This window comes from Bacteroidales bacterium (genome assembly GCA_016707785.1).
Classification (GTDB): Bacteria; Bacteroidota; Bacteroidia; order Bacteroidales; family UBA4417; genus UBA4417.
In genome coordinates this window covers 33494-55987 of sequence record JADJGZ010000006.1, presented here as the reverse complement: position 1 = coordinate 55987, position 22494 = coordinate 33494, and the positions used below count along the sequence as shown (strand labels likewise).

Annotated in this window: 16 protein-coding genes; 8 read left to right on the top strand and 8 right to left on the bottom strand. The window is 41.4% G+C overall.

Annotated elements, in window-relative coordinates; translation table 11 throughout:
- Window positions 1-722: 722 nt before the first annotated feature.
- Window positions 723-1742 (bottom strand): 6-phosphofructokinase, encoded by a 1020-nt coding sequence (locus IPH84_05395; protein ID MBK7172660.1) that lies wholly within the window; start codon window positions 1740-1742, stop codon window positions 723-725.
- 274 nt (window positions 1743-2016) lie between these two features.
- Here IPH84_05395 and IPH84_05390 point away from each other — a divergent pair, with 274 nt between their 5' ends.
- Together IPH84_05390 and IPH84_05385 are read left to right on the top strand one after the other, a co-directional pair.
- Complete coding sequence (locus IPH84_05390) at window positions 2017-3588, top strand: T9SS type A sorting domain-containing protein (protein ID MBK7172659.1); 1572 nt, start codon at window positions 2017-2019, stop codon at window positions 3586-3588.
- A 115-nt stretch (window positions 3589-3703) separates the two neighbouring features.
- Window positions 3704-4318 carry a hypothetical protein gene (locus tag IPH84_05385; GenBank protein MBK7172658.1) on the top strand — a complete coding sequence of 205 codons (615 nt, stop codon included), beginning with the start codon at window positions 3704-3706 and terminating at the stop codon, window positions 4316-4318.
- A gap of 180 nt (window positions 4319-4498) precedes the next feature.
- Here the strand turns inward: IPH84_05385 and IPH84_05380 are convergent, their stop codons facing one another.
- The 3 genes from IPH84_05380 to IPH84_05370 form a co-directional block, all read right to left on the bottom strand.
- Window positions 4499-6649 carry a S46 family peptidase gene (locus IPH84_05380; GenBank protein MBK7172657.1) on the bottom strand — a complete coding sequence of 717 codons (2151 nt, stop codon included), beginning with the start codon at window positions 6647-6649 and terminating at the stop codon, window positions 4499-4501.
- A 134-nt stretch (window positions 6650-6783) separates the two neighbouring features.
- A complete protein-coding gene (gene typA, locus IPH84_05375) occupies window positions 6784-8580 on the bottom strand; it encodes a translational GTPase TypA (GenBank protein ID MBK7172656.1) in 1797 nt (598 codons plus the stop codon).
- Window positions 8581-8849: 269 nt separating this feature from the next.
- Complete coding sequence (locus IPH84_05370) at window positions 8850-10481, bottom strand: T9SS type A sorting domain-containing protein (GenBank protein ID MBK7172655.1); 1632 nt, start codon at window positions 10479-10481, stop codon at window positions 8850-8852.
- Between the two features lie 298 nt (window positions 10482-10779).
- Between IPH84_05370 and IPH84_05365 the strand changes: the two genes are divergently transcribed.
- Window positions 10780-11754 carry a deoxyhypusine synthase family protein gene (locus IPH84_05365; GenBank protein ID MBK7172654.1) on the top strand — a complete coding sequence of 325 codons (975 nt, stop codon included), beginning with the start codon at window positions 10780-10782 and terminating at the stop codon, window positions 11752-11754.
- Window positions 11755-12059: 305 nt separating this feature from the next.
- Here IPH84_05365 and IPH84_05360 read toward each other — a convergent pair whose 3' ends face one another.
- The 3 genes from IPH84_05360 to IPH84_05350 form a co-directional block, all read right to left on the bottom strand.
- Window positions 12060-12302, bottom strand: coding sequence for a hypothetical protein (locus IPH84_05360; GenBank protein MBK7172653.1), 243 nt, complete (start codon window positions 12300-12302; stop codon window positions 12060-12062).
- Window positions 12303-12360: 58 nt separating this feature from the next.
- A complete protein-coding gene (gene speB, locus IPH84_05355; protein ID MBK7172652.1) occupies window positions 12361-13215 on the bottom strand; it encodes an agmatinase in 855 nt (284 codons plus the stop codon).
- A gap of 391 nt (window positions 13216-13606) precedes the next feature.
- Window positions 13607-14998 carry an arginine decarboxylase gene (locus tag IPH84_05350; protein ID MBK7172651.1) on the bottom strand — a complete coding sequence of 464 codons (1392 nt, stop codon included), beginning with the start codon at window positions 14996-14998 and terminating at the stop codon, window positions 13607-13609.
- A gap of 409 nt (window positions 14999-15407) precedes the next feature.
- On the opposite strand from IPH84_05350, the gene IPH84_05345 reads away from it, so the two are divergent.
- Window positions 15408-16016, top strand: a complete 609-nt coding sequence (locus IPH84_05345; protein ID MBK7172650.1) for a nitroreductase family protein — start codon at window positions 15408-15410, stop codon at window positions 16014-16016.
- Window positions 16017-16076: 60 nt separating this feature from the next.
- On the top strand, window positions 16077-17075 hold the full coding sequence (locus IPH84_05340; GenBank protein MBK7172649.1) for a M28 family peptidase: 999 nt from the start codon (window positions 16077-16079) through the stop codon (window positions 17073-17075).
- 119 nt (window positions 17076-17194) lie between these two features.
- Here IPH84_05340 and era read toward each other — a convergent pair whose 3' ends face one another.
- Window positions 17195-18076 carry a GTPase Era gene (gene era, locus IPH84_05335; protein MBK7172648.1) on the bottom strand — a complete coding sequence of 294 codons (882 nt, stop codon included), beginning with the start codon at window positions 18074-18076 and terminating at the stop codon, window positions 17195-17197.
- A gap of 400 nt (window positions 18077-18476) precedes the next feature.
- Between era and IPH84_05330 the strand changes: the two genes are divergently transcribed.
- The 3 genes from IPH84_05330 to IPH84_05320 are packed head-to-tail and all read left to right on the top strand — an operon-like array spanning window position 18477 to window position 22493.
- Window positions 18477-19721 carry a hypothetical protein gene (locus tag IPH84_05330; protein MBK7172647.1) on the top strand — a complete coding sequence of 415 codons (1245 nt, stop codon included), beginning with the start codon at window positions 18477-18479 and terminating at the stop codon, window positions 19719-19721.
- A complete protein-coding gene (locus IPH84_05325; GenBank protein MBK7172646.1) occupies window positions 19660-20469 on the top strand; it encodes a hypothetical protein in 810 nt (269 codons plus the stop codon). The genes IPH84_05330 and IPH84_05325 overlap by 62 nt, the downstream gene beginning before the upstream one ends.
- Before the next feature lie 8 nt (window positions 20470-20477).
- Window positions 20478-22493 (top strand): hypothetical protein, encoded by a 2016-nt coding sequence (locus IPH84_05320; protein MBK7172645.1) that lies wholly within the window; start codon window positions 20478-20480, stop codon window positions 22491-22493.
- Window position 22494: the final 1 nt, after the last annotated feature.

Below are 22494 nucleotides of genomic sequence, written 5' to 3'. Positions count from 1 at the left end.
GCAAATATCAAAACCAAGGCCTCCCCGCACCGCCCCGCCCGGGTCAATATCAAAACCGCAACAAGCGAGCCTCCCGACCCAAGGGTCAAATACAAAACCAAAACAAGCCGAAGCCTCCCGACCCGAAGGGTCAAATATCAATAACCGAAAACAAGGCGAAGCCTCCCGACCCGAAGGGTCAAATATCAATAACCGAAAACAAGGCGAAGCCTCCCGACCCGAAGGGTCAAATATCAATAACCGAAAACAAGGCGAAGCCTCCCGACCCGAAGGGTCAAATATCAATAACCGAAAACAAGGCGAAGCCTCCCGACCCGAAGGGTCAAATATCAATAACCGAAAACAAGGCGAAGCCCTACCGACCCGAAGGGTCAAATATCAATAACCGAAAACAAGGCGAAGCCTCCCGACTCCAAGGGTCAAATATCAATAACCGAAGCAAGGCGAAGCCTCCCGACTCCAAGGGTCAAATATCAATAACCGCAAACAAGGCGAAGCCTCCCGACCCGAAGGGTCAAATATCAATAACCGCAAACAAGGCGAAGCCTCCCGACCCGAAGGGTCAAATATCAATAACCGAAAGAGGAGAAAGATTTGGACCCCTAGCAGGGTTCAACCTTTTTTACTTCATCAGGCTTCTCAACTTACAAGAAAATTTCAGAAAGCAGGTGAGTAAGAAAGCTTGATCAATCAAACACTTAGATTACAAAAGTTAAGCGAAATCACATTTTCCTATCTCCGAAACTAATCCCCATTTTCCTGGCTTTTCTAACCAGTGAATGATCAGCAGGAACCAATTTCACTTTCCCACCAACCTCTTCCAATGGGACAGGCACGATATGTTCACCCGATTTTGCAACCATTATCCCAAACTTACCTTCAGCGATAAATTCCACTGCTTTGGCCCCATATCGGGTAGAGAGTATCCGATCCATTGGTGTGGGAGTACCTCCTCTTTGAATATATCCTAAAATTGTTTCCCTCGTTTCCAGTTTTGTGATTTCCTTAATAAACTGAGAAACATAGGCTGCGGCTGAAACACCTTTTGGACGTCGGATTCCTTCAGCTACAGCAACGATAGAATAAGGTTTATTATTCTTAGCTCTTTTCTCAAGGTAACGGGCTACCAGTTCCATATCATAATCGATTTCAGGAATCAGGATCACATCTCCACCACCTGCAACTCCTGAATATAAGGTAAGCCAGCCGGCATTATGTCCCATTAATTCGATAACCATTATACGTTTATGTGAGTTTGCCGTTGAATGCAACCGATCAATCGCTTCTGTAGCAATCCAAACAGCAGAATCAAAACCAAATGAAACATCAGTCCCCCAGACATCATTGTCGATGGTTTTAGGAATCCCGACAATATTTAGTCCTTCAAGACTCAGTTTATGAGCAGTCTTCATGGATCCATTACCCCCGATAACTACCAATGCATCAAGGCCAAGGTCCTGGTAGTTTTTCTTGATCAGTTTCGGCAATTTATTTTCAACAGTAGGATCATTCTTAAAAGGCTTATCCCTGGATGTCCCCAGAATAGTTCCTCCAAGTGTAAGGATGCCTGACAGCTGCGCTTCATCCAGTTCAGCGTAATTGTTATCAATCAATCCCCTGAACCCGGAAGAGATACCATACACTTTCATTCCATATTCGTAGATAGCTGTCTTTCCTACCCCCCGAATTGCTGCATTAATCCCCGGACAATCTCCTCCTGCAGTAAGGATTCCTATCTTCATCCCCTTCGTTTCTTTCGGCATGGTGTTCAAATTTAGATTAATCAAATACTATATTACTTGTTATTATAAACAAGGAAGTAACAAAATCTGTTTCAGAATTAACGAGTAATACATATGGAAGGCCATGCAAATTTATAGATTCAAATCTCCATACCAACTTAAAGATGAAAATTTAATATTGGATACAGCCAGTCAATTGTTGTAATTTTGCTTTGTTGGACTCTGTATTCGAACATATTCAGTGTTCACCATAACTCCTTTCAATCAATTTTGCATGAAAAAGATACAATATATTTTATCGTTTCTTATTTTGCTTGCTTTTAACCCGAACATTATGTTTGGGCAATATCCCAATATTTTGATCAGTGATCAGAACTGGCCTAATGAGCCTTCCATCTACATGAATAAAAAAAATACCAGTCAATTGGTGGCTGGCGCCAATATAAGTTCCTTTTATTACTCAAATGATGGAGGTTATACCTGGGGGAATGGAGCCTTACAGTCAACATTGGGTGTTTATGGTGACCCCTGCCTGGTTATTGATACTGCCGGCTATTTTTACTACTTTCATTTGTCCAGTCCACAAGGGCAGCCTACTTTGTGGTTAGACAGGATTGTTTGTCAGCGTTCGACTAATAACGGACTCTCATGGAACAATGGTTCCGGTATTGGCAAAAATGATCCCAAGCAGCAAGATAAGGAATGGGTGGCTGTGAATCCTTTTAATAACGAATTATGTGTCACATGGACCCAATTTGATAGTTATGGAGTTGCAGATACCAGTCAGAAAACAGTCATTCGATTCTCCAAGTCATCGGATCAGGGCGAGAGTTGGACAGAAGCCAAAACCATCAGTGAAATTTCAGGGAATTGTGTCGATAGTGACAGCACAGTAGAGGGAGCCGTTCCTGCAATTGGGCCCAATGGAGAAATATACACATCCTGGGCCGGACCGGCAGGCATTGTATTCGACCGTTCCCTTGATGGTGGTTCAACATGGCTTGATCATGACATTTTTGTGAATGAAATGCCAGGAGGGTGGGATTATGCCATCCCCGGTATATACAGGGCAAATGGGATGCCTATAACGGCTTGTGACCTAAGTAATGGTCCGAGTAGAGGGAATGTATATATCAGCTGGAGTGATCAAAGGAATGGGCTTAATGATACCGATGTCTGGCTGTCAAGATCAAGCGACGGAGGAAATACATGGAGTGAAGCCATCAGGGTCAATGATGATGTTCCCGGCAAGCAACAATTCTTCAATTGGATGACGGTTGATCAGGAGACTGGATATATATGGGTTGTATTCTATGACCGAAGGAATTATAATGATAATCAAACTGATGTCTTTCTTGCATTTTCAACAGATGGAGGGTTAACTTTCAGCAACTTCAAGGTGAGTGATAGTCCTTTTATACCCAGTGCATCCGTGTTCTTTGGTGACTACACATGCATAACTGCGCATAATGGAGTAATACGACCCATCTGGACCAGGCTGGATGAATTTGATCTTTCTATATACACAGCTATTGTCGATACCCTTCAAACTTCATTGGAAGAGCCGGAAGCAGGTCCACTTGCTACAGAGATGAATTACCCTAATCCTTTCACGGAGAGTACGGCTTTTTCTTTTAAGTTACGTACTGGAAATAAGATCAGTCTATGTATTTACGACATCCATGGCAGAAAAGTTGCCAGCCTTATTGATGGTGAATGGTTAGAAAGAGGAAAATACATTAAAGTCTTCTATCCAGATGCCTACAATCTTTCTTCCGGAGTATATTATTTTTCCCTGAAAGGGAATGGAATCAACCAGCAGAGGAAAGTCGTGTATCAAAAGTAAATAACTCTGTAACCATTGTCCGTCTAGGCATTTATCGATTCCTTTTTCTCTTTATTTCGAAAGCTTTTAATGCTTACTTTTACGCATTCTATTGGTCCTACCTTTTCAATTTTTTATGCAGGATTCCGTCGTCTCCCTTATTGAAAATATCCGGAAGCATCTTTCCAGGTATCAACCTGAAGAATTCAGTTTTTCCACACTTGCTACTGACCTTGAACAACCTGTAGAAACATTGATTGATTCATTTGGCAATGAGGCAGGCCTTGTAGAGGAAGTGCTGGAGTATGAGCAGAAAAGTCTTGAAGCTATATTTTCCAATTTCAGTTTTAGTGAGATGAATGCCATTGATGGATTACTGTTCGTGAGTAAAGAGATCAGTAAGAGATTCAAAGACATTCAGCCTTCCTTCAATTTCGACTTAAGAATTTATTACCCGGAAGCCAGGCAAAACTTCTTTGAGAAAAGAATAAAATTTGTCTTTGAAAAAATCCGCAGAAATATTGAGCATGGGATACACCAGGGAATCTATCGTGAAGATCTTAGTACCGAACTTGTCTCACGCATTTATATCAGCCGACTGATTGACTTGCACAATCCCGATTTCTTTCCTAATGATGAAATCTCTTTCAATACTTTATTCGATGTGATGTTTGATACATTTATCCGGGGAATCTGCAATGAAGCCGGAATCAGGCATTATGAGAAGAAGGTTAAGTGCATGAAGTTCTAATCTCTCCTTATTTTTCTTATTGTCAATTTTGCCCTGTGAGCTTTAAAACACAATAGACACATAGGACACAATAGGAAGACACAATAGAAATCTACTGAGTCGAAATTCACCTTCCCGGAAACCCACAGGAGCACAATAGGAAATTACTATTGTGGTTTCTATATAAAAGCTAAAAATCTATTAATGGTTAACCAGGGTCATCTCCTCAAGGAGGTAACCTGCACCTGCGAAGCGGTCGATTACAAAAAGTACGTAACGGATATCCACACAAATGGTGCGTTGAAGATTTGCATCATACTTGATATCGCTGCTCATAGCCTCTGAGTTGCCGTCAAATGCTACACCTATCAGTTCACCATTTGCATTCATTACCGGGCTTCCTGAATTTCCGCCTGTGATATCATGGGTAGTAAGAAAACACACAGGTAAATGCCCATTATCGGCATAACGACCATATTCTTTATTTTCCAAAAGTGTTAACAAACGTCCTGGGGCCCTGAATTCATCACTCTCAGGATCCTGCTTTTCCAGTATTCCTTTTGATGTTGTGAAATAATCATATTCTACAGCATCTGCCGGGTCGTAGGGCATTACTTTTCCATAGGTTAAACGAAGTGTACTGTTGGCATCAGGATAAAAATGCTTGTTTGGATACATCTCCCTGAGTCCGGCAATATATTTCCTCCTGTTAAGATTGAAGGCATCTTCGGTACCCATTTGTAATACTGTTGAAAGAATATAGGATGCCAGGAATGAATTTGCAGCTTTAAAAGCAGGATCTTTCATGATTCGCTTAAGAGAGGGCTTATCCAGGAAGGCATCGAATTTTTTCTTATTAGCATAGAAGGAAGAATTGTACAAATAATCAGCATATTTTTCAAAATCATTTTTGTACCGCTTTTCGATAGTAGTAAATAATTCCGGATAAAATTGTTCCGGCAGATTCTCTTTATAGAGTTTGAACATTTTTACCAGCACTTCTTTATCAGCTTGCGGATTAAAATTCTTATAAAACTCCTCCGATTTCTGGCGGAAATATTTGACCTGTTCCTCAAGATCGTCCTTGTCTTCCAGAGAGCTTACCAGTTCATTGGTTTGATAAGCCCAAAAGAGAATTTTGGCCCCGATTAAAGTCTCTTCAAGATAGATCATTGCTACATCGGCCAGTTGCGAATCCTTTTCCTCATATACCTTTTTCAGTTCATTAATAACCTCACCATATTGCTGTTTCCGGGTATCCTCACTCATGGCCCATTTAGTGAAAGCATCTTCCTGTATTGCTTTATCTTCTTCAACTTTCAGGCGCTTTAATGCTTTGCTTTCCTGGATGGATTTTTTTTGAAAATTGGCCAGGTATGCATAATCAGAAGCATAGGCAATTCGCAATGCATCACTTTGGTTCATATACTTTTTCAGGATTTCCATTTTAGCTGTTTTCAACGCAATATCAGCCGGGTTAAGTTGGTTCAGCTTCTGTTTGATCCCAAATGAGGTAAGATACCGATCAGTAGCCCCGGGATATCCCATAATCATTGAAAAATCGCCTTCCTTCACGCCGTCCATTGAAACAGGCAGAAAGTGCTTACCTGAATATGGAATATTCTCTTTTGAAAAGGTAGCAGGTTTACCTGAGGGAGATGAATAAACCCGAAGAAGACAAAAGTCTCCGGTATGCCTGGGCCACATCCAATTATCTGTATCGCCGCCGAATTTTCCAATACCTGAAGGGGGAGCTCCTACCATTCGTATATCTGTGAATGTCTCATAAACGAATAAATAATATTCATTCCCTTCAAACATGCTTTCAATACTGGCCTCATACTTTGTATCGGCTATTGCAAGATTTTTCAGGCTATCTACAGCCTGTTCCACTGCATGATTCCTGGTAGTTTCATCCATTTCAGGTGAGATACCCATGAGAACGATCTTTGTAACGTCTTCCATTCGAACAAGGAATGAGACACTTTTACCAGGGATCGGTAATTCTTCTTCCGGCCTCATAGCCCAGAAACCGTCAGTGAGATAATCATTTTCCACTGTACTTTGTCCTGCAATATCATCAAATCCGCAATGATGGTTAGTAATCAGCAATCCTTTGGAAGAAATGATGGAACCGCTGCACCCTCCGTGATCCAATGAAACAATTGCATCCTTAAGACAAGACTGGTTAACACTATAGATTTGTTCTGCAGTCAATTTAAGTCCCATTTTTTGCATTTCAGCGATATTATATTTGCTGATCAGCATCGGGAGCCACATACCTTCATCGGCTCTGACAGAAATGGATACAACCGAAAAAAAGTAAATAAGGAATAATAATCTGGTTTTCATAATCATTTTGTATTGGAATGAATTTATTTCATTGAAGGTATACCGTAATTCACAATCATCATCAGGAAGCTAATCCTGATGATGATTGCAGAAACAAGAAATTCATATATATTTTCAACGGAACCCAAGGCACCTTATTTCCCTGCTCTTTTCCTTTCATGCTCTTTCAATAGAATCTTCCTTAGACGCATGGACTTCGGGGTTATCTCAACCATTTCATCAACCTGGATATACTCCAGGGCTTCCTCCAGAGAAAACTTCACAACAGGAGCCATTCGAACAGCTTCATCCTTTGCGGTTGTACGGAAATTGGTCATTTGTTTGGCCTTGACAATATTCACTCCAAGGTCATTATCCCTGGTATTTTCGCCAACGATCTGTCCTTCATAGATATCTTCGAAAGGCTCAATGAAAAACCTTCCCCTGTCGGCGAGTTTATCGATTGAATAAGCTGTAGCCATTCCTGTTTCAATGGAGACCAAAACACCAACCAGGCGCTGTGGTAACGCCCCTTTCCATGGCTCAAATGATTTGAAACGATGAGCGACAATAGCTTCACCCGCTGTTGCAGTCATAACTGCATTACGTAAACCAATGATTCCACGGGAGGGAATATTAAATTCCATATGCTGAAGATCACCTTTAGGGTTGATAGCCACTAGTTCCCCTTTGCGTTGAGTAACCAATTCAATGGCTTTACCGGAAACGTTTTCAGGAACATCAATAATAAGGGATTCGACAGGCTCATGTTTAACCCCATCAATTTCTTTTACAATAATCTGGGGTTGACCAACCTGTAATTCGTAACCTTCGCGGCGCATGGTTTCAATAAGAATACTCAGGTGAAGGATTCCACGACCAAACACGAGAAACTGATCCGGAGAGCCCGTATCTTCAACCCGGAGTGCAAGATTCTTTTCCGTTTCCTTTGCCAGGCGTTCACTCAGGTGGCGTGATGTAACGAATTTACCTTCTTTGCCAAAGAAAGGAGAATTGTTAATTGTGAAGAGCATGCTCATGGTAGGCTCATCGATATGAATATCCGGTAAAGCCTCCGGTGATTCAGGATCAGAGATGGTATCCCCGATTTCAAAACCATCAAGTCCAACAACCGCACAAATATCGCCGGAATGCACTGAATCAGCTTTTGCGCGGCCTAAACCCTGAAATACATATAACTCCTTTACACGTGACTTAACAATAGTTCCATCACGCTTCATCAGGCTGACAAACATGCCTGAATTAATTTGTCCCCTGGATACACGTCCGATGGCAATACGACCCACATAAGAACTATAATCGAGAGAAGTGATCTGCATCTGGAGCGGGCCATCCGGAATTGGGGCAACAGGAATATATTCAATAATTGCATCCAGTAATGCAGTGATATCTTCAGTTGGTTTTTTCCAATCTGTACTCATCCAGCCATTCTTTCCTGAACCATAAATAGTAGGGAAATTGAGCTGGTCTTCGGTTGCTTCCAGGTTAAAGAAAAGTTCAAATACATGCTCTTCCACTTCATCAGGGCGGCAGTTCTCTTTATCGACTTTGTTAATTACAACAATTGGCTTTAATCCTAATGACAAGGCTTTCTGTGTAACAAAGCGAGTCTGGGGCATAGGGCCTTCAAAAGCATCAACCAGCAACAAAACTCCATCTGCCATTTTCAGTACCCTCTCCACTTCACCACCAAAATCAGCATGGCCTGGTGTATCGATGATGTTGATCTTGATACCTTTATATTCTACAGAAACATTTTTGGAAGTGATGGTAATACCACGTTCACGTTCAAGGTCGTTACTGTCAAGGATCAGATCACCGGTTTCTTCGTTGTCGCGGAATAGCTTGCAGGCATGTAGTATTTTATCAACCAGGGTAGTTTTACCATGGTCGACGTGGGCAATTATGGCAATGTTACGGATGCTTGGCATAAGGTGTTTATTTGTTTGGCTTGCAGTAGACAAAGTGACGATTTAGAGTGCTGCAGTCGTTAATGATTCATTCGTTAAAAGCGAGGCAATGTAAATGGATTGGCACTAAATAATTCAGGGAAATACAATCTGGTATAGCGTTCTGTCCTTGCACAGAGATATAAAGATTTGAAAATCAACATTCCTTATGCATTGGAAACAGGGGTGCAAAGGTAAGGATTTTTCCGACAGATATGGAAGCAATCTGATATGAACTAATGATTACCTTTTTATTGCCTGATAAAGCGGCAGCCTGATGTAGATGTACCGTTTGTGATACTTAAAAGATACATACCTAGGGGCAGCATTCGGACATCCACGGCGGAATTCTGTAAGGTGCTAGTCCCTGAGATTACCAAAATTCCTTTTATATCATAAATGTGGTATTGAAACACTGTCTCGCTGCCCGAGGGGAAATTGACAGTAAACTGATCATGAACCGGATTTGGATAAATGCTGACTATCGAAGTAAAATCGGGTAACGGTTCTTCCAGTTTTGTATATAAATTTCCGAAATGAGCCTGATAATTGCTACAATATGTCACTGACGTGGCCCATACACCATTTTCATATACATCCAGCACTCCTTCAGTTATCACCCAGCCGGTTTCTGTCCAACTGTTATGTGCACCAGTGAGTGAATTACCCAGACTATCGTAGGTGAATATCCAACGTTCATAGTTCATCCACTGGTTGTCGTTCCAGGTAAAGAAACTCCTGCTTGTCAGATTTGAATAATCATCATAATGATAGGAATACATGCTTTGATATAACCAGTCATTTTCAGAATACATGGAAGAAGAGTTCCTTATTAAGCGCAAAAATACATCATATTCATAATCCTCTTTTGAGTAAGGATGCCATTCTTCATTTTCCCAGATGTCAATTTGTAACAAGATGCAAAGATCATTACCATCATAATTGTAAGTCCATCTTGATGCGTTCCGCCATTCAGTTGAAAACCAGATTTCATAGGTCTCTGCAATCTTCTGACCCTGGTTGTTATATGTATAGGTGTAACGGTAATAGTTATTCCAGCCCCCCGACCATATTTCTTTCATTTCAGTCAGCATGAGGTTTGAGGAGTTGTAAGTGTAGGTATATTTTTCACTATTCTCCCACACACCCTGATTCAGAACCTCCGCCAGTTGCTGAACGTTATTCCCGAGTGAATCATAGGCATATTGGTGTCTTTTGCCATTAGATACAGTATCGGCACCATAATACTGGAAAATAATCAGCCGTCCATCGAAATCATAGGTATAAGTATAGCGATATTCTTGTTTCCAGATATTATAATTCCACTTTTCAAGTAAAGTTGAGAGCACATGGCCAGCCTCAGAATAGGCCGAAGTCGTCCGGTGGGAATTGTGCCAGCTAAGTCCGTACCATACCTCTATAAGTTTTGTAAGCTGCTTTCCGTCAGGTGTATGGGTATATATTTCACGGGAGCTGTTATCCCACCCACCGGATGCATTTCCGAGCTGATAAATCAATGTTTCTACCCATCCATAAGCATCATAGGTATAGAGCACTCTTCCCCCGTTCACCCATTCAAAACCGGAATTCCAGTTCAATGTAATTTCCTCAACGGGTTCCCCTCTTTGGTCACAGACACGGATGTACTTCGATACGGGAATAGTATCCTGTAAATAGGTAACTATGGTATCCCAATGCGAAATAACGTCACGGTCCAATTTTGTTGTTGTACCGGCAACTGCTTTAATATCATGGTTACCTGTAAGGTTGACCAGTGCAGGAACATTCATTTCAGGTGAATGAACCGATAAGTGGCTTATTGAATACTGCCCATAAGCAAACGAGGTTGTCAATGTCAGTAATAGTAATACGTTGATTTTCATGATATTTAATATTTGAATACAATATTCAAAAATACTGCAAAAACTATAGATTTGACACATTTGTTCTCTTTATTGTAAAAAATGGGAATCAGCGTATCAAAAAGAGGGGGCCCACTATTCATCGTGGTTTTTTTTATTAACCTGTAATCCCATCTGGATTTTTTACTGCAATGTTTAACTGATGAGAGGGAATAATATTTTTCCAAAAGGATCAGATCAGAATTGTTAACTTTTGTTTTTCAAGACCAGCAATCAAACATTTAAACAATCCCCTATATTTGCACAAAGAACCATTAATATGAATAAAGGACCGATTTCCCAATTCATGCAGCATCATTACAGGCACTTCAATGCTGCCACTGTGGTTGATGCAGCTGTAGCCTATGAGTTGCACCTGAAAGAAGGCGGCAAAATGATGATTACCCTGGCTGGTGCAATGAGCACTGCTGAACTGGGTGTATCCCTTGCCGAGATGATCCGCCAGGACAAAGTCCAGATCATCACCTGCACCGGGGCTAACCTGGAAGAGGATATCATGAATCTTGTTGCTCATTCTCATTACAGAAGAATTCCAAACTACAGGGATCTGACACCTGAACAGGAATTCGAATTGCTCGAAAAAGGATTGAATAGAGTTACTGATACCTGTATACCTGAAGAAGAAGCTTTCAGAAGAATACAGCATCATATTGAAATTATTTGGAAAGATGCCAACTCTCGTGGTGAACGGTATTTCCCCCACGAATTCATGTATAAACTGCTTCGTTCAAAAGCCATGGAGCCCGATTACGAAATCGACCCAAGGAATTCATGGATGATTGCAGCAGCTGAAAAGAATCTTCCGATTATCGTTCCGGGCTGGGAAGACAGTACAATGGGCAATATCTTCGCCTCTTATTGTATTAAAGGTGAACTGAAACCTACTACTGTAAAAGGTGGGATTGAATACATGATGTGGCTCTCTGACTGGTACCGAAAAAATTCACAGGGAAAAGGTGTTGGCTTCTTCCAGATTGGCGGCGGCATTGCCGGTGACTTCCCAATCTGTGTTGTTCCTATGATGTACCAGGACCTTGAATGGCATGATGTTCCGTTCTGGAGTTATTTCTGCCAGATCTCAGACTCTACCACTTCCTACGGCAGTTATTCCGGAGCTGTTCCCAATGAAAAAATCACCTGGGGTAAGCTCGATATTCATACACCAAAATATATTATTGAAAGTGATGCTACGATCGTTGCACCTCTGATTTTTGCGTGGCTTCTGGATTGGTAATACTTTCGGTCAGAAAGTTAGCTTTACAGGGTTCTGACGAGTATCAAAGATTCTCAGAATATGAATCTGATTTCCAGCTTCCCTATAATATATAGAATTGTGCTTTGTTACCACACATTTTCTAACCTTTTTCCTTTGCTCTATAACAGGATATTGTCGGGGAAAGCGAGAAATGGCCCGAATACATAATTGTGTCAAATCAATGAAAGAGATCACCACATTAGTTTCCCAATGAGCTTTTAGAAAATCAGAAATACAGATAAAATCATTTACGGCTTCCGTAGACCATACAACTTTTTTATTCATCAGACATATCTGGAACGTATGCTATTAAATACTGTATCATTTGGAATCCCTTCTCCCGATTCCAATTCAAGAATAGCTTTATAAATGCCTTTTCTTTGCTCTTCACTTAGATTTGTCCAATCCGACAAATCTGAATTACTATTTGAAGAATTTAATAAATAACCATATAGCTCCTCCAGCTTATATTCTTCGAGAGCGTTAATTTTAGTAATAATCTTTCTTTTCAGGTCAGAAGATTCCATCCTCAGTCATTTTATCAAAGATAATCATGAAAACATGCAATCCGGACGAGCCTCCTACTTATTTTATTCCGGTTATATACTTATAGGTTAACAGGGTATAAATCAGCTTAGAGGCGAGGAAATCTGGTGATTTATTTTCCTTGAGCGGGCGGAGTTCCACCACATCGAATCCTACAATATTCACCTGCTCACTAACGGTTTTAAGGATTTCCAGCAACTGGTACCACAATAATCCCCCGGGTTCCGGAGTGCCTGTAGAAGGCATGATTGAAGGATCCAGTACATCCAGGTCAATCGTTATATACACATTACGGGTAAGCTTATTTAACAGTTCATACATCCAGGTTTTATGCTCATGAATATTAAAAGCATAAAAAACCCGGTCGGGCTGAATGTCTTCACGTTCTTCCACACTCATGCTGCGGATACCAACCTGGACAATTGGCGCAACTTCCTTGGCACGAGCCATTACACAAGCATGGTTATTTTTAGAGCCTTCATATTCCTGGCGCATGTCGGCATGAGCATCGAACTGCAAGATGGTAATATCCTGGTAATGATCAGCAATAGCCTGGATGGCACCAATACTTACTGAATGCTCCCCTCCTATCAGGACAGGGAACTTTTTCTTCTTCAGCACATCCTTCATCCTGTTATAAACCGCATCCACCATAGCTTCAGGTGAACTACTTTCTGCCACTGCATGCATGGTATGGATCCCCACCTTATGAACTTCACTATCTGTTTCCACATCATATACTTCCATATTGGCAGATGCTTCGAGCAAAGCTTGCGGACCTTTGTCAGCACCCTTTAACCAGGTACTGGTCCCATCATAAGGAACAGGGATGATGACTACTTTAGCAGTCTCAAAATCAGTAAATTTCTTAGGTAAATCTCCATATTGTTTCATAGCAAGCCTTGTTTGAGGTTGTGATGAGTCTCTTGTTTCCTGTGGCAAAATTACGAATTTATTTTGTGCTGGGTGCCGGGGTACTGAGTGCTGGGTGCTGAGTGCTGGGTGCTGGGTGCTGAGTGATGAGTGCTTGAGTCTGGGTGCTGAGTTTGCTGTCCGGTTCGTTTTAGGAATTCAGATCCCTCAACCTACAGACTTATTCATTTGTGTTTATTTGTGATGGATTTGTGCAATTTGTGATCCCTTTGGTTCCTAATAAATTTATATCCTCTTTTTTAGCACAATTCTATCTGTCCGTATCTGCTAAATCCGTTTTTTTATGTTCTATTCACAATTTTAGAACCACATTCAACCTCAGCACTCAGCACCCGGTACCCAGCACTAATCTCTAGTAGCCCAGGATTTTCAGCATAGACTTATGGCTTTGCTCTTTGGCAAACAGCTTCGTAGTGTATTCACCATCCTCATCAAGATCGATAATAATGTGCTTTGGTGCGGGGATCAGGCAATGCTGGATTCCACCATACCCTGCCAGGGAATCCTGGTAAGCTCCTGTATGGAACAAACCGATATATAAGGGTTCATCATCCTTTAGCCTGGGCAGGAAAATCGCATTGGTATGAGCTTCGGCATTGTAGTAATCCTCGCTGTCGCAGGTAAGTCCGCCAAGGAATACACGTTCATACTCCTGGTCCCAGTGATTCACTGCCATTAAGATAAACTTCTGGTTGATTGCCCAGGTATCCGGCAATGTAGTAATAAAGGAGCTATCGATCATATTCCATACCTCACGGTCGTTCTGCCTTTTCTGGTCAATTATTGAATATAGGATTGCCCCGCTCTCACCAACAGTGAACGATCCGAACTCAGTAAAGATGTCGGGTTCAGGTGTACCCGTGCGATCGCATACACTCTTGATCTGGGCAATGATCTCTTCGGCCATGTATTCATAATCATAGTCGAAGCTCAGGGAATTCTTAATAGGAAACCCTCCGCCTATATTGAGTGCTGTAAGTTGCGGACAAACAGCTTTTAATTCACAGTATACATTCACGCACTTCAACAACTCATTCCAGTAATAGGCCGAATCCCTGATCCCGGTATTGATGAAGAAATGTAACATCTTTAGTTCGAACTTAGGATTGTTCTTTATCTCTTCCTCATAATATGGGATAATATCGTTATATCGAATGCCAAGCCTGGAGGTATAAAAGTCGAACTTGGGCTCTTCTTCCGAAGCAATTCTAATTCCTATTTTTATCTTCTTTGTAATATTCCTGTCGTACTCATCCAACTCAAACTTATTATCGAGGATTGGAATCACATTCTCGAAACCTTCTTCTATCAGGTTAACAATATTCTCAATATACTGAGGGCGTTTAAACCCATTACAAATGATATAACTACTCTTACTGATCTTCCCTGCTTCGAATAAACTTTCAATAATCGGAATATCGAAGGCAGAGGAGGTTTCAATATGCACCCCATTTTTCAATGCCTCTTCCAGGACGAAGGAGAAATGGGAGCTCTTGGTACAATAGCAATAGGAATAACTTCCTTTATAAGCAGCCTTTGCCATAGCTACATTGAAGAGGCGTTTTGCCTTTTGAACCTGTTTGCCGATCTTAGGGAGATAGGTAATTCGCAGTGGAGTGCCGTATTGCTTGATCACTTCCATTAAAGGAATATTATTGAACAGAAGCTCACCATCCTCGACCTTAAATTCTTCAGTAGGAAAGTCAAAAGTTTGTTCAATCAGGTCCAGGTATTTGTTTTTCATGATGTAAAGGGTGTAAGATGAATGGACAGAACAAAAGTAGGAAATTCATAGTGGGTTTCATAATAATTCTCTATCCAAGTGATTTGGATTGTCAAAATTATTTGTATCCGGGAAAGTTACATTGGCAATATTTTTAATTCGGAATTGAATTCTTTACACAAATTAGCTATATGCAAGGATGATAGCATTTTGAAAATTGTTCCGGGTAAAGGCTGCTGATGGATGGAGTAGAGTGAATGGAACATTGAATTTTCAAACAGGAATGATTTTCATGAATAAGCTAAACCCAAAGATTGGTTGAAATCAGCAATTAGCACGTGCAAAGCTCCGGAGGTTGTTAAATTTCGAATATTCACACACACTCCCTGTTAAGAAAGCGTAACTTTGAGAGCATAAATTATATAAGTTCATGAATCCGATAGAAATCAAGAAACCCCAGACCACTTATCATCTCAATGATTTATTATATAAACGATGGAGTCCGCGTGCATTTTCTGATGCACCTGTTGAGCCGGAAAAACTTCAGCGTATTTTTGAAGCTGCCCGGTGGGCTCCTTCCGCATCTAATATACAACCCTGGTATTTTCTTGTTGGATTCAAAGGTGATGCCGTATATTCCGGGATCTTTGAAACGCTGGTAGAATTTAATCAACTATGGGTAAAAACAGCGCCAGTGCTTTGCCTTGCCATATGCAGGGTGAATAACCCTAAAGGAACTGAAAATAAAACAAGGGCTTATGATCTTGGGCAATCCGTTGCCCACCTGAGTATACAAGCAACAGAAGAAGGATTGTATGTTCACCAGATGGCTGGTTTTGATGCGGACAAAGCTGCAGAGTTATTAAATATTTCTTCTGATTTCGAGGTAAGGGTTGCATTTACCATTGGGTATATAGGTGATGCAGAAGTACTGCATCCTAACCTCAGGAAGATGGAATTTGAAGCACGAACCCGAAGGCAACTGGATGAAACAGTTTTTACAGGGCAATTCGGTGAGAAGGCATCATTCCTGCTATAAGGGCTGTGAAGATTTAAATTCAAGGATAATACGTACTTTTGATCCATCGAACGATCTACTATGCGCATACTATTCCTGATTTTCGTTATGGCTTCTGCCAGTATTTTTTTCTCGTGTAAACAAACACCTAAACCTGCAGAGGGCACGGAGGAAGTCAACCTCCCTGAACAGAAGGTGGTCCAGGCAGATTTCAACTCTGATTCAGCATTCTCATTTATTAAGAAACAGGCTGCTTTTGGTCCTAGGGTTCCGAATACCCCGGAGCATAAGAAATGTGCCATCTGGCTGGAAACAACCCTAAGACGATACACAAATGATGTGACTGTGCAATCCTTCCAGATGAAGGCATACAATGGCACCCCTCTTGATCTGAAGAACATCATCGGATCTTTTAATCCTCAGGCTGGTACCAGGATATTGCTTTGTTCTCATTGGGATTCACGCCCTTACGCGGATAACGACCCGGATGTATCGAAGCACCGCACCCCTATTGATGGTGTGAATGATGGGGCAAGTGGTGTGGGTGTGCTGATTGAAATCGCGCGACAGCTAAGTATCAAAGCTCCTGATGTCGGTGTAGATATCATTTTCCTCGATGGTGAAGACTATGGGGCTCCCCAGGATGAAACCTCAGAAGTTGAAAATGATTGGGCTTTAGGGTCTCAGTATTGGTCGAGGAATCCTCATAAGACAGCCTATACTGCCAGATACGGGATTTTGCTTGATATGGTGGGAGCTGAAGGGGCTGTTTTCACTCTCGAGGGCACCTCAATGTATTATGCACCTGATGTGATGAACAAGGTTTGGCGAATGGCGGCTAAACTGGGATATAGCAGTTATTTTGTAGCCGAAGAAACTCAGGCTATTACTGATGATCATGTGTATATCAATCAGATCCGGCAAATCCCGACTATTGATATCATACAGAGGGATGCTTCTACTGAATCGGGGTTTTATAAGCACTGGCATACTGTAAACGACAATATTGCCGGCATTAGTAAGGAAACCCTTCATGCTGTAGGCCAAACCGTACTGACTACCGTTTATATGGAAAAGTAAAAGCCTGAATTTATAATTCCGTGCCGAAAAAGGACTTAAGAAATATTTCAATTTGAGATCATTTGTGGATCATTTGTGTCCATTTGTGGATTTCTAATTGCCCTCATAGACTTTTTCAGTTAGAACTCATACCCAAATCGCTTCAGTTTCAGCTCATCCTGCCTCCAGTCGTCGCTCACCTTAACACTTAGTTCCAGGTAAACCCTTGCATCTATAAATGCTTCGATATCTCTCCTGGCAGCTGTACCCAGTCTTTTGATGGCTGCCCCATGATGCCCAAGGATGATCGCCTTTTGCGTTTCTCTTTCCACATAAATGGTGGCCATAATCACCGTGATCTTTGGCCCATCCTTGAAGGAATCCACTACCACTTCAGCTGAATAGGGTATCTCCTTTTGGAATTGCAGGAAAATCTTCTCCCTGATCATTTCTGAGATAAAAAACCTCAATGGCCGGTCCGATAATTCATCATCTTTTGGAAAATAAGGCGGGCTTTCAGGCAATCGCTCAATAACCGATTGAATCACCTTATCTACATTGAAGTTCAGCTTTGCCGAAGTCGGAATAATCAATGCATCCGGCAACTGTTCCTGCCAGGTGGCGATTTTCTGCTGCACCTCTTCCGGCTTTACCAGGTCCACTTTGTTGATCACAAAAATGAGGGGTTTCCCTGACAAACGGATCTTTTCTACTACCTCTGTATCAAAACTGTTCTCCCCTACTTCTGTGAGGTAAACAAATATATCAGCATCCTGTAAGGCTGACTGCACAAACTTCATCATCGACTCATGAAGCTTATAGTGTGGTTTTACGATACCCGGGGTGTCAGAATAAACAATCTGGTAATCCTCCCCGTTAACAATTCCAAGGATACGGTGGCGGGTAGTCTGAGCCTTAGGTGTAATAATTGAAAGTTTCTCCCCTGTGAGAATATTCATAAGGGTGGATTTCCCAACATTGGGGTGACCGATAATATTGACAAAGCCGGATTTGTGAGGCATATTCTTTAATAAAAGGTTAAAATGGCAACAAAAATGGGGGAATCACTGCTCAGAAGAAATCTCAACTTACTCTGTATCTGTGGCAGTAATTGAGGACAAAGGTACATACTTATATTGGAAAGAGATGATGAAGCATGATTGCCGATTGCCTCATGTTAGAATTCAAAATGAATTTAATGATGAATCCTTGCACAAGCTCTTTACTCCTGATTTGTCGAACTCTAACCTCCTTTATATCAGATAAGGGGAATATGGATTTTTAAACCATCATCATTATTTCCATGCATTTATGAAATCATCTCCGCACCTAATAATTAACTGTCAGGAACTCTAAAGAACAACTACCCGTTTAATTTTCTAAATTTACAGGCTCATAGTAAAAGTTCTTAGAATGCAGGGCATGACAGAAATGGTTCATCTAAGTTGGATCGCTACGCTTCTTCTAATCTTTGTGATGTTTTTCGCTTCAACGTCATACAAAGCATATACCGCTGCCTTCATAGTCCTGATCAACTCCTTGCTGACTTCCTGGATTGCCTTTCCTGCGTTGAATGGACAAATCGTCGAATTTTCAATTGGAGCCGGATCATTCCTTGGTGATATTATTATCCGGATTGATGGTTTATCTGCTTGGTTTATCTTTATTATCAACTTCACTTCCTTCACCGGAGTGCTCTATGGAACCGGGTATCTGAAAGCTTATCAGAATACTCCTTCAAAACTCAACCTCCACTGGTTTCTATTTATCCTGTTTCACCTGTCGATGGTATGGGTTTGTATGTTACAGAATGGTTTTGCTTTTCTGTTAGCCTGGGAAGTGATGTCACTTTCCTCTATGATGCTTGTAATATTCGATCACCATAAACCCCGGACCTTGAAAGCTGGTATTAACTACCTGGTGCAGATGCATATCAGTGTTGTATTACTCACGATTGGATTTATCTGGATTTATAGTGCAACCGGCTCTTTTGATTTCGAAGCGATCAGAAGTTTTTTTCAAACAAACAATAATACCTGGCTATTCCTGCTCTTTTTCATTGGTTTTGGTCTTAAAGCAGGATTCATTCCTCTTCACAGCTGGCTACCCCATGCACATCCTGCGGCCCCATCCCACATTTCAGGAGTAATGTCAGGGGTGATCGTAAAGCTTGGAATTTATGGCATTATCAGGATGATCACTTTTCTGCATTCAGATCACATTCTGATGGGTGAAATAATTTTATCCATCTCAGTATTGACAGGCATTTATGGAATTATAAACGCATCCGTGCATCGTGATTTTAAAAAAATGCTTGCCTACTGCACCATTGAGAACATCGGAATCATCGGGATTGGAATTGGGATTGGTACTATTGGGATTGGGAACCATTCCCCGGTGATGTACTTTCTTGGATTCGGCGGAGCATTATTGCATGTGTTGAACCATTCCTTATTCAAATCATTGTTATTTTATTCTGCAGGCTCTGTATATCAGCAGACCCATACACGAAATATGGAAAAGCTTGGTGGTTTGATCAAATCAATGCCTAAAACTGCAGGACTTTTCCTGATCGGAGCCCTGGCCATAGGTGGGGCTTCCCCCATTGAATGGTTTTATTTCGGAATTCATCATCTACCTTGGACTTATTCAAGGAATTGGTTCTAACAGTATCAGCCAGATTCTACTCTTTGTACTGTCATTAGCCGGTTTAAGTATTATCGGAGGTTTGTCACTACTGGCTTTCACCAAGACTTTCAGTACCATTTTCCTCGGACAGCCACGTAAAGAACTCCATGAAAAGCCACGTGAAGTTTCACAGATCATGTTAATTCCTCAGTATCTTATCATATTGGTAATGCTGAGTGTAGCATTTATTCCAGCCTACTACCTCAACATTGTTGGAAATGCCCTTAATCAGGCTTATCCCAGCCTGTCAGATTCGGTTATCCTTACCCAATATGCAGTGTCGGTCAGCCAAATCAGTTGGTACTCCCTCCTTCTGGTGGGTATAATCGCAATATCCTGGTTTATTCGCTCCAGGATGATGCACTACAGGGTTCAGCGAACTGCAAGTACCTGGGGCTGCGGATATGTCGCTCCCAACAGCAGGATGCAATATACCAGTAAATCATTTTCCAAACCGATGGGAAAGATCCTCAACTTCCTTTTGATTGAGAAAAAAGGTTACCAGGAATTGAAACCTGGGGAAATCTTCCCTGAGCGCAGATCCTATATATCCCATTACCTGGATTTCTTTGAAAAAAGGCTGATTGGCCCCTTTACCCGCAGGCTATTGTATTCGGCTAATTATTTCAGCTTCATTCAGAATGGACGGGTACAATCCTATGTGCTCTATGGTATCGTTTTTATTTTAGCCATGTTTCTACTCACCGTTTTTAATGTTGTGTCATGAGCATGGTAATGGCAATATTCCTGATAATCTTCGGCGGTATCATCATTATACCTTTCCTGAAAGTGAATGCCAAAGGAATTGCTGCATTTATCCTGGTATTCATCAATTCGGTATTATCAGGATATTATGCCATCCAGAGCCTTATAAGCGAAGTGATCAGTATATCGCTACCCGGGGGATATGTTTTTGGAACCATTCCTATTCGCATTGATGCCCTGTCAGGTTGGTTTATACTGATTATTAACCTGGTCTTTTTAACGGGTGGCTTCTACGGACTGTTTTACATGAAAGCCTACCGCGAACAGCGGAATAACCTTTCCCTCCACAGTATTGCCTTCTTTCTTCAGCATGCCGCAATGATAAGTATCTGCATGATTCAGAACAGCTTAGCATTTCTTATAGCCTGGGAAATCATGACACTTGCTTCATTCCTGGTGATTATTTTCGAACATGAACTTAGTATTACCATAAAGGCCGGTATTAATTACCTGGTGCAAGCCCATGTGGCTATATTATTTATGATGATTGGTTTCATATGGGTGGCATCCAAGACAGGAAGTTATGACTTTCAAGCCATTGCCACCTATTCGGCCAGTATTCCTGTGTCCTCTTCCTTTATGCTATTTGTACTATTCTTCATTGGATTTGCCATAAAAGCAGGACTGGTTCCTTTTCATACCTGGTTACCTTATGCCCACCCGGCAGCTCCATCGCATGTATCAGGCATCATGTCGGGTGTCATTATCAAAATCGGGATCTTTGGCATTCTGAGAATGATCTTGCTTATTGTAACCGACATCACATCGGTTGGATACATGATTTTAATCATCTCTGTTATTTCAGGGCTTTATGGAGTTATGCTTGCCATAGTGCAACATAATCTGAAACGACTACTTGCCTATCATAGCATCGAAAACATCGGGATCATAGGAATTGGAATCGGGATTGGATGCATAGGCATGGGAACCGGGAGCCAGGTGATGGCGACTTTAGGTTTTACTGGTGCCATGCTGCATACCCTGAATCATGCGCTCTTCAAATCACTTTTGTTTTATGCTGTCGGGAATGTTTACCAGTCAACACATACCATCAGCATTGAGAAACTTGGCGGACTGATCAGGAAGATGCCTCAAACTGCAGCACTCTTTCTGATTGCAGCCATTGCTATATGCGGGATACCACCATTTAACGGGTTTGTTTCCGAGTATATCATCTACATCGGTTTATATAAATGGCTTTCAGATGCAACAATGGTTCCCTTGCTGGCGGCTATTTTTTCCACTGCAGGACTTGCGATGGTGGGAGGATTAGCATTGCTGTGCTTCACCAAGGCTTTCGGAATTGTGTTCCTGGGTAATGCAAGGAGCGAGTTGCCGCAATCCTGCAAGGAAGCCCCGTTTCTACAGTTATTACCCATGTACCTTTTAGTTGGAATTATTCTCCTGATCGGGCTCTTTCCAATGATATTTATTACTCTCTTGTCTAAGCCGGTCAGCCTTATGACTGGAAATGGTGCTCCAGCATTCAACCCGGCACATTACGAAGCCTTTAGCTCTATTCAACCTATAAGTTTTGCTTCGGGATTACTCATCCTGGTGGCTGGCTCAATTTATATGTTCAGGAAGTTTGCATTAAAGCACAGAAAAATTGAAACCGGTCCTACATGGGGTTGTGGGTATGGCTCACCTTCACCAAAAATGCAATACACAGCAAGTTCATTTGTGAGAACTTATAGTAAATTATTCGCTCCTTTTTTATCCATTGGAAAACATGAAAATGAAGTTCATGGTATATTTCCTGACGAAGTAAAATATCATACCCATCCATATGATAAGATGGAAAAATGGCTGATTGACAGTCCTTTGAAAACCAATAAAGCCTTCCTTGGCCGGTTTGTATTTCTTAATAACGGGAAACTGCAGTTTTACATCCTTTACGGTGTGCTTTTCATTCTTTCTGTTTTAAGCTTACCCATTCTTTATCAATACCTGAAATCATTCATCGACTTTTTAAAACAACTATAAA

Excerpts from the sequence above, each read along its gene's own strand:
- IPH84_05395 (MBK7172660.1), bottom strand. The coding sequence starts at position 1,742 with ATGAAGATAGGAATCCTTACTGCAGGAGGAGATTGTCCGGGGATTAAT.
- IPH84_05390 (MBK7172659.1), top strand. The coding sequence starts at position 2,017 with ATGAAAAAGATACAATATATTTTATCGTTTCTTATTTTGCTTGCTTTT.
- IPH84_05385 (MBK7172658.1), top strand. The coding sequence starts at position 3,704 with ATGCAGGATTCCGTCGTCTCCCTTATTGAAAATATCCGGAAGCATCTT.
- IPH84_05380 (MBK7172657.1), bottom strand. The coding sequence starts at position 6,649 with ATGAAAACCAGATTATTATTCCTTATTTACTTTTTTTCGGTTGTATCC.
- typA (MBK7172656.1), bottom strand. The coding sequence starts at position 8,580 with ATGCCAAGCATCCGTAACATTGCCATAATTGCCCACGTCGACCATGGT.
- IPH84_05370 (MBK7172655.1), bottom strand. The coding sequence starts at position 10,481 with ATGAAAATCAACGTATTACTATTACTGACATTGACAACCTCGTTTGCT.
- IPH84_05365 (MBK7172654.1), top strand. The coding sequence starts at position 10,780 with ATGAATAAAGGACCGATTTCCCAATTCATGCAGCATCATTACAGGCAC.
- IPH84_05360 (MBK7172653.1), bottom strand. The coding sequence starts at position 12,302 with ATGGAATCTTCTGACCTGAAAAGAAAGATTATTACTAAAATTAACGCT.
- speB (MBK7172652.1), bottom strand. The coding sequence starts at position 13,215 with ATGAAACAATATGGAGATTTACCTAAGAAATTTACTGATTTTGAGACT.
- IPH84_05350 (MBK7172651.1), bottom strand. The coding sequence starts at position 14,998 with ATGAAAAACAAATACCTGGACCTGATTGAACAAACTTTTGACTTTCCT.
- IPH84_05345 (MBK7172650.1), top strand. The coding sequence starts at position 15,408 with ATGAATCCGATAGAAATCAAGAAACCCCAGACCACTTATCATCTCAAT.
- IPH84_05340 (MBK7172649.1), top strand. The coding sequence starts at position 16,077 with ATGCGCATACTATTCCTGATTTTCGTTATGGCTTCTGCCAGTATTTTT.
- era (MBK7172648.1), bottom strand. The coding sequence starts at position 18,076 with ATGCCTCACAAATCCGGCTTTGTCAATATTATCGGTCACCCCAATGTT.
- IPH84_05330 (MBK7172647.1), top strand. The coding sequence starts at position 18,477 with ATGACAGAAATGGTTCATCTAAGTTGGATCGCTACGCTTCTTCTAATC.
- IPH84_05320 (MBK7172645.1), top strand. The coding sequence starts at position 20,478 with ATGGCAATATTCCTGATAATCTTCGGCGGTATCATCATTATACCTTTC.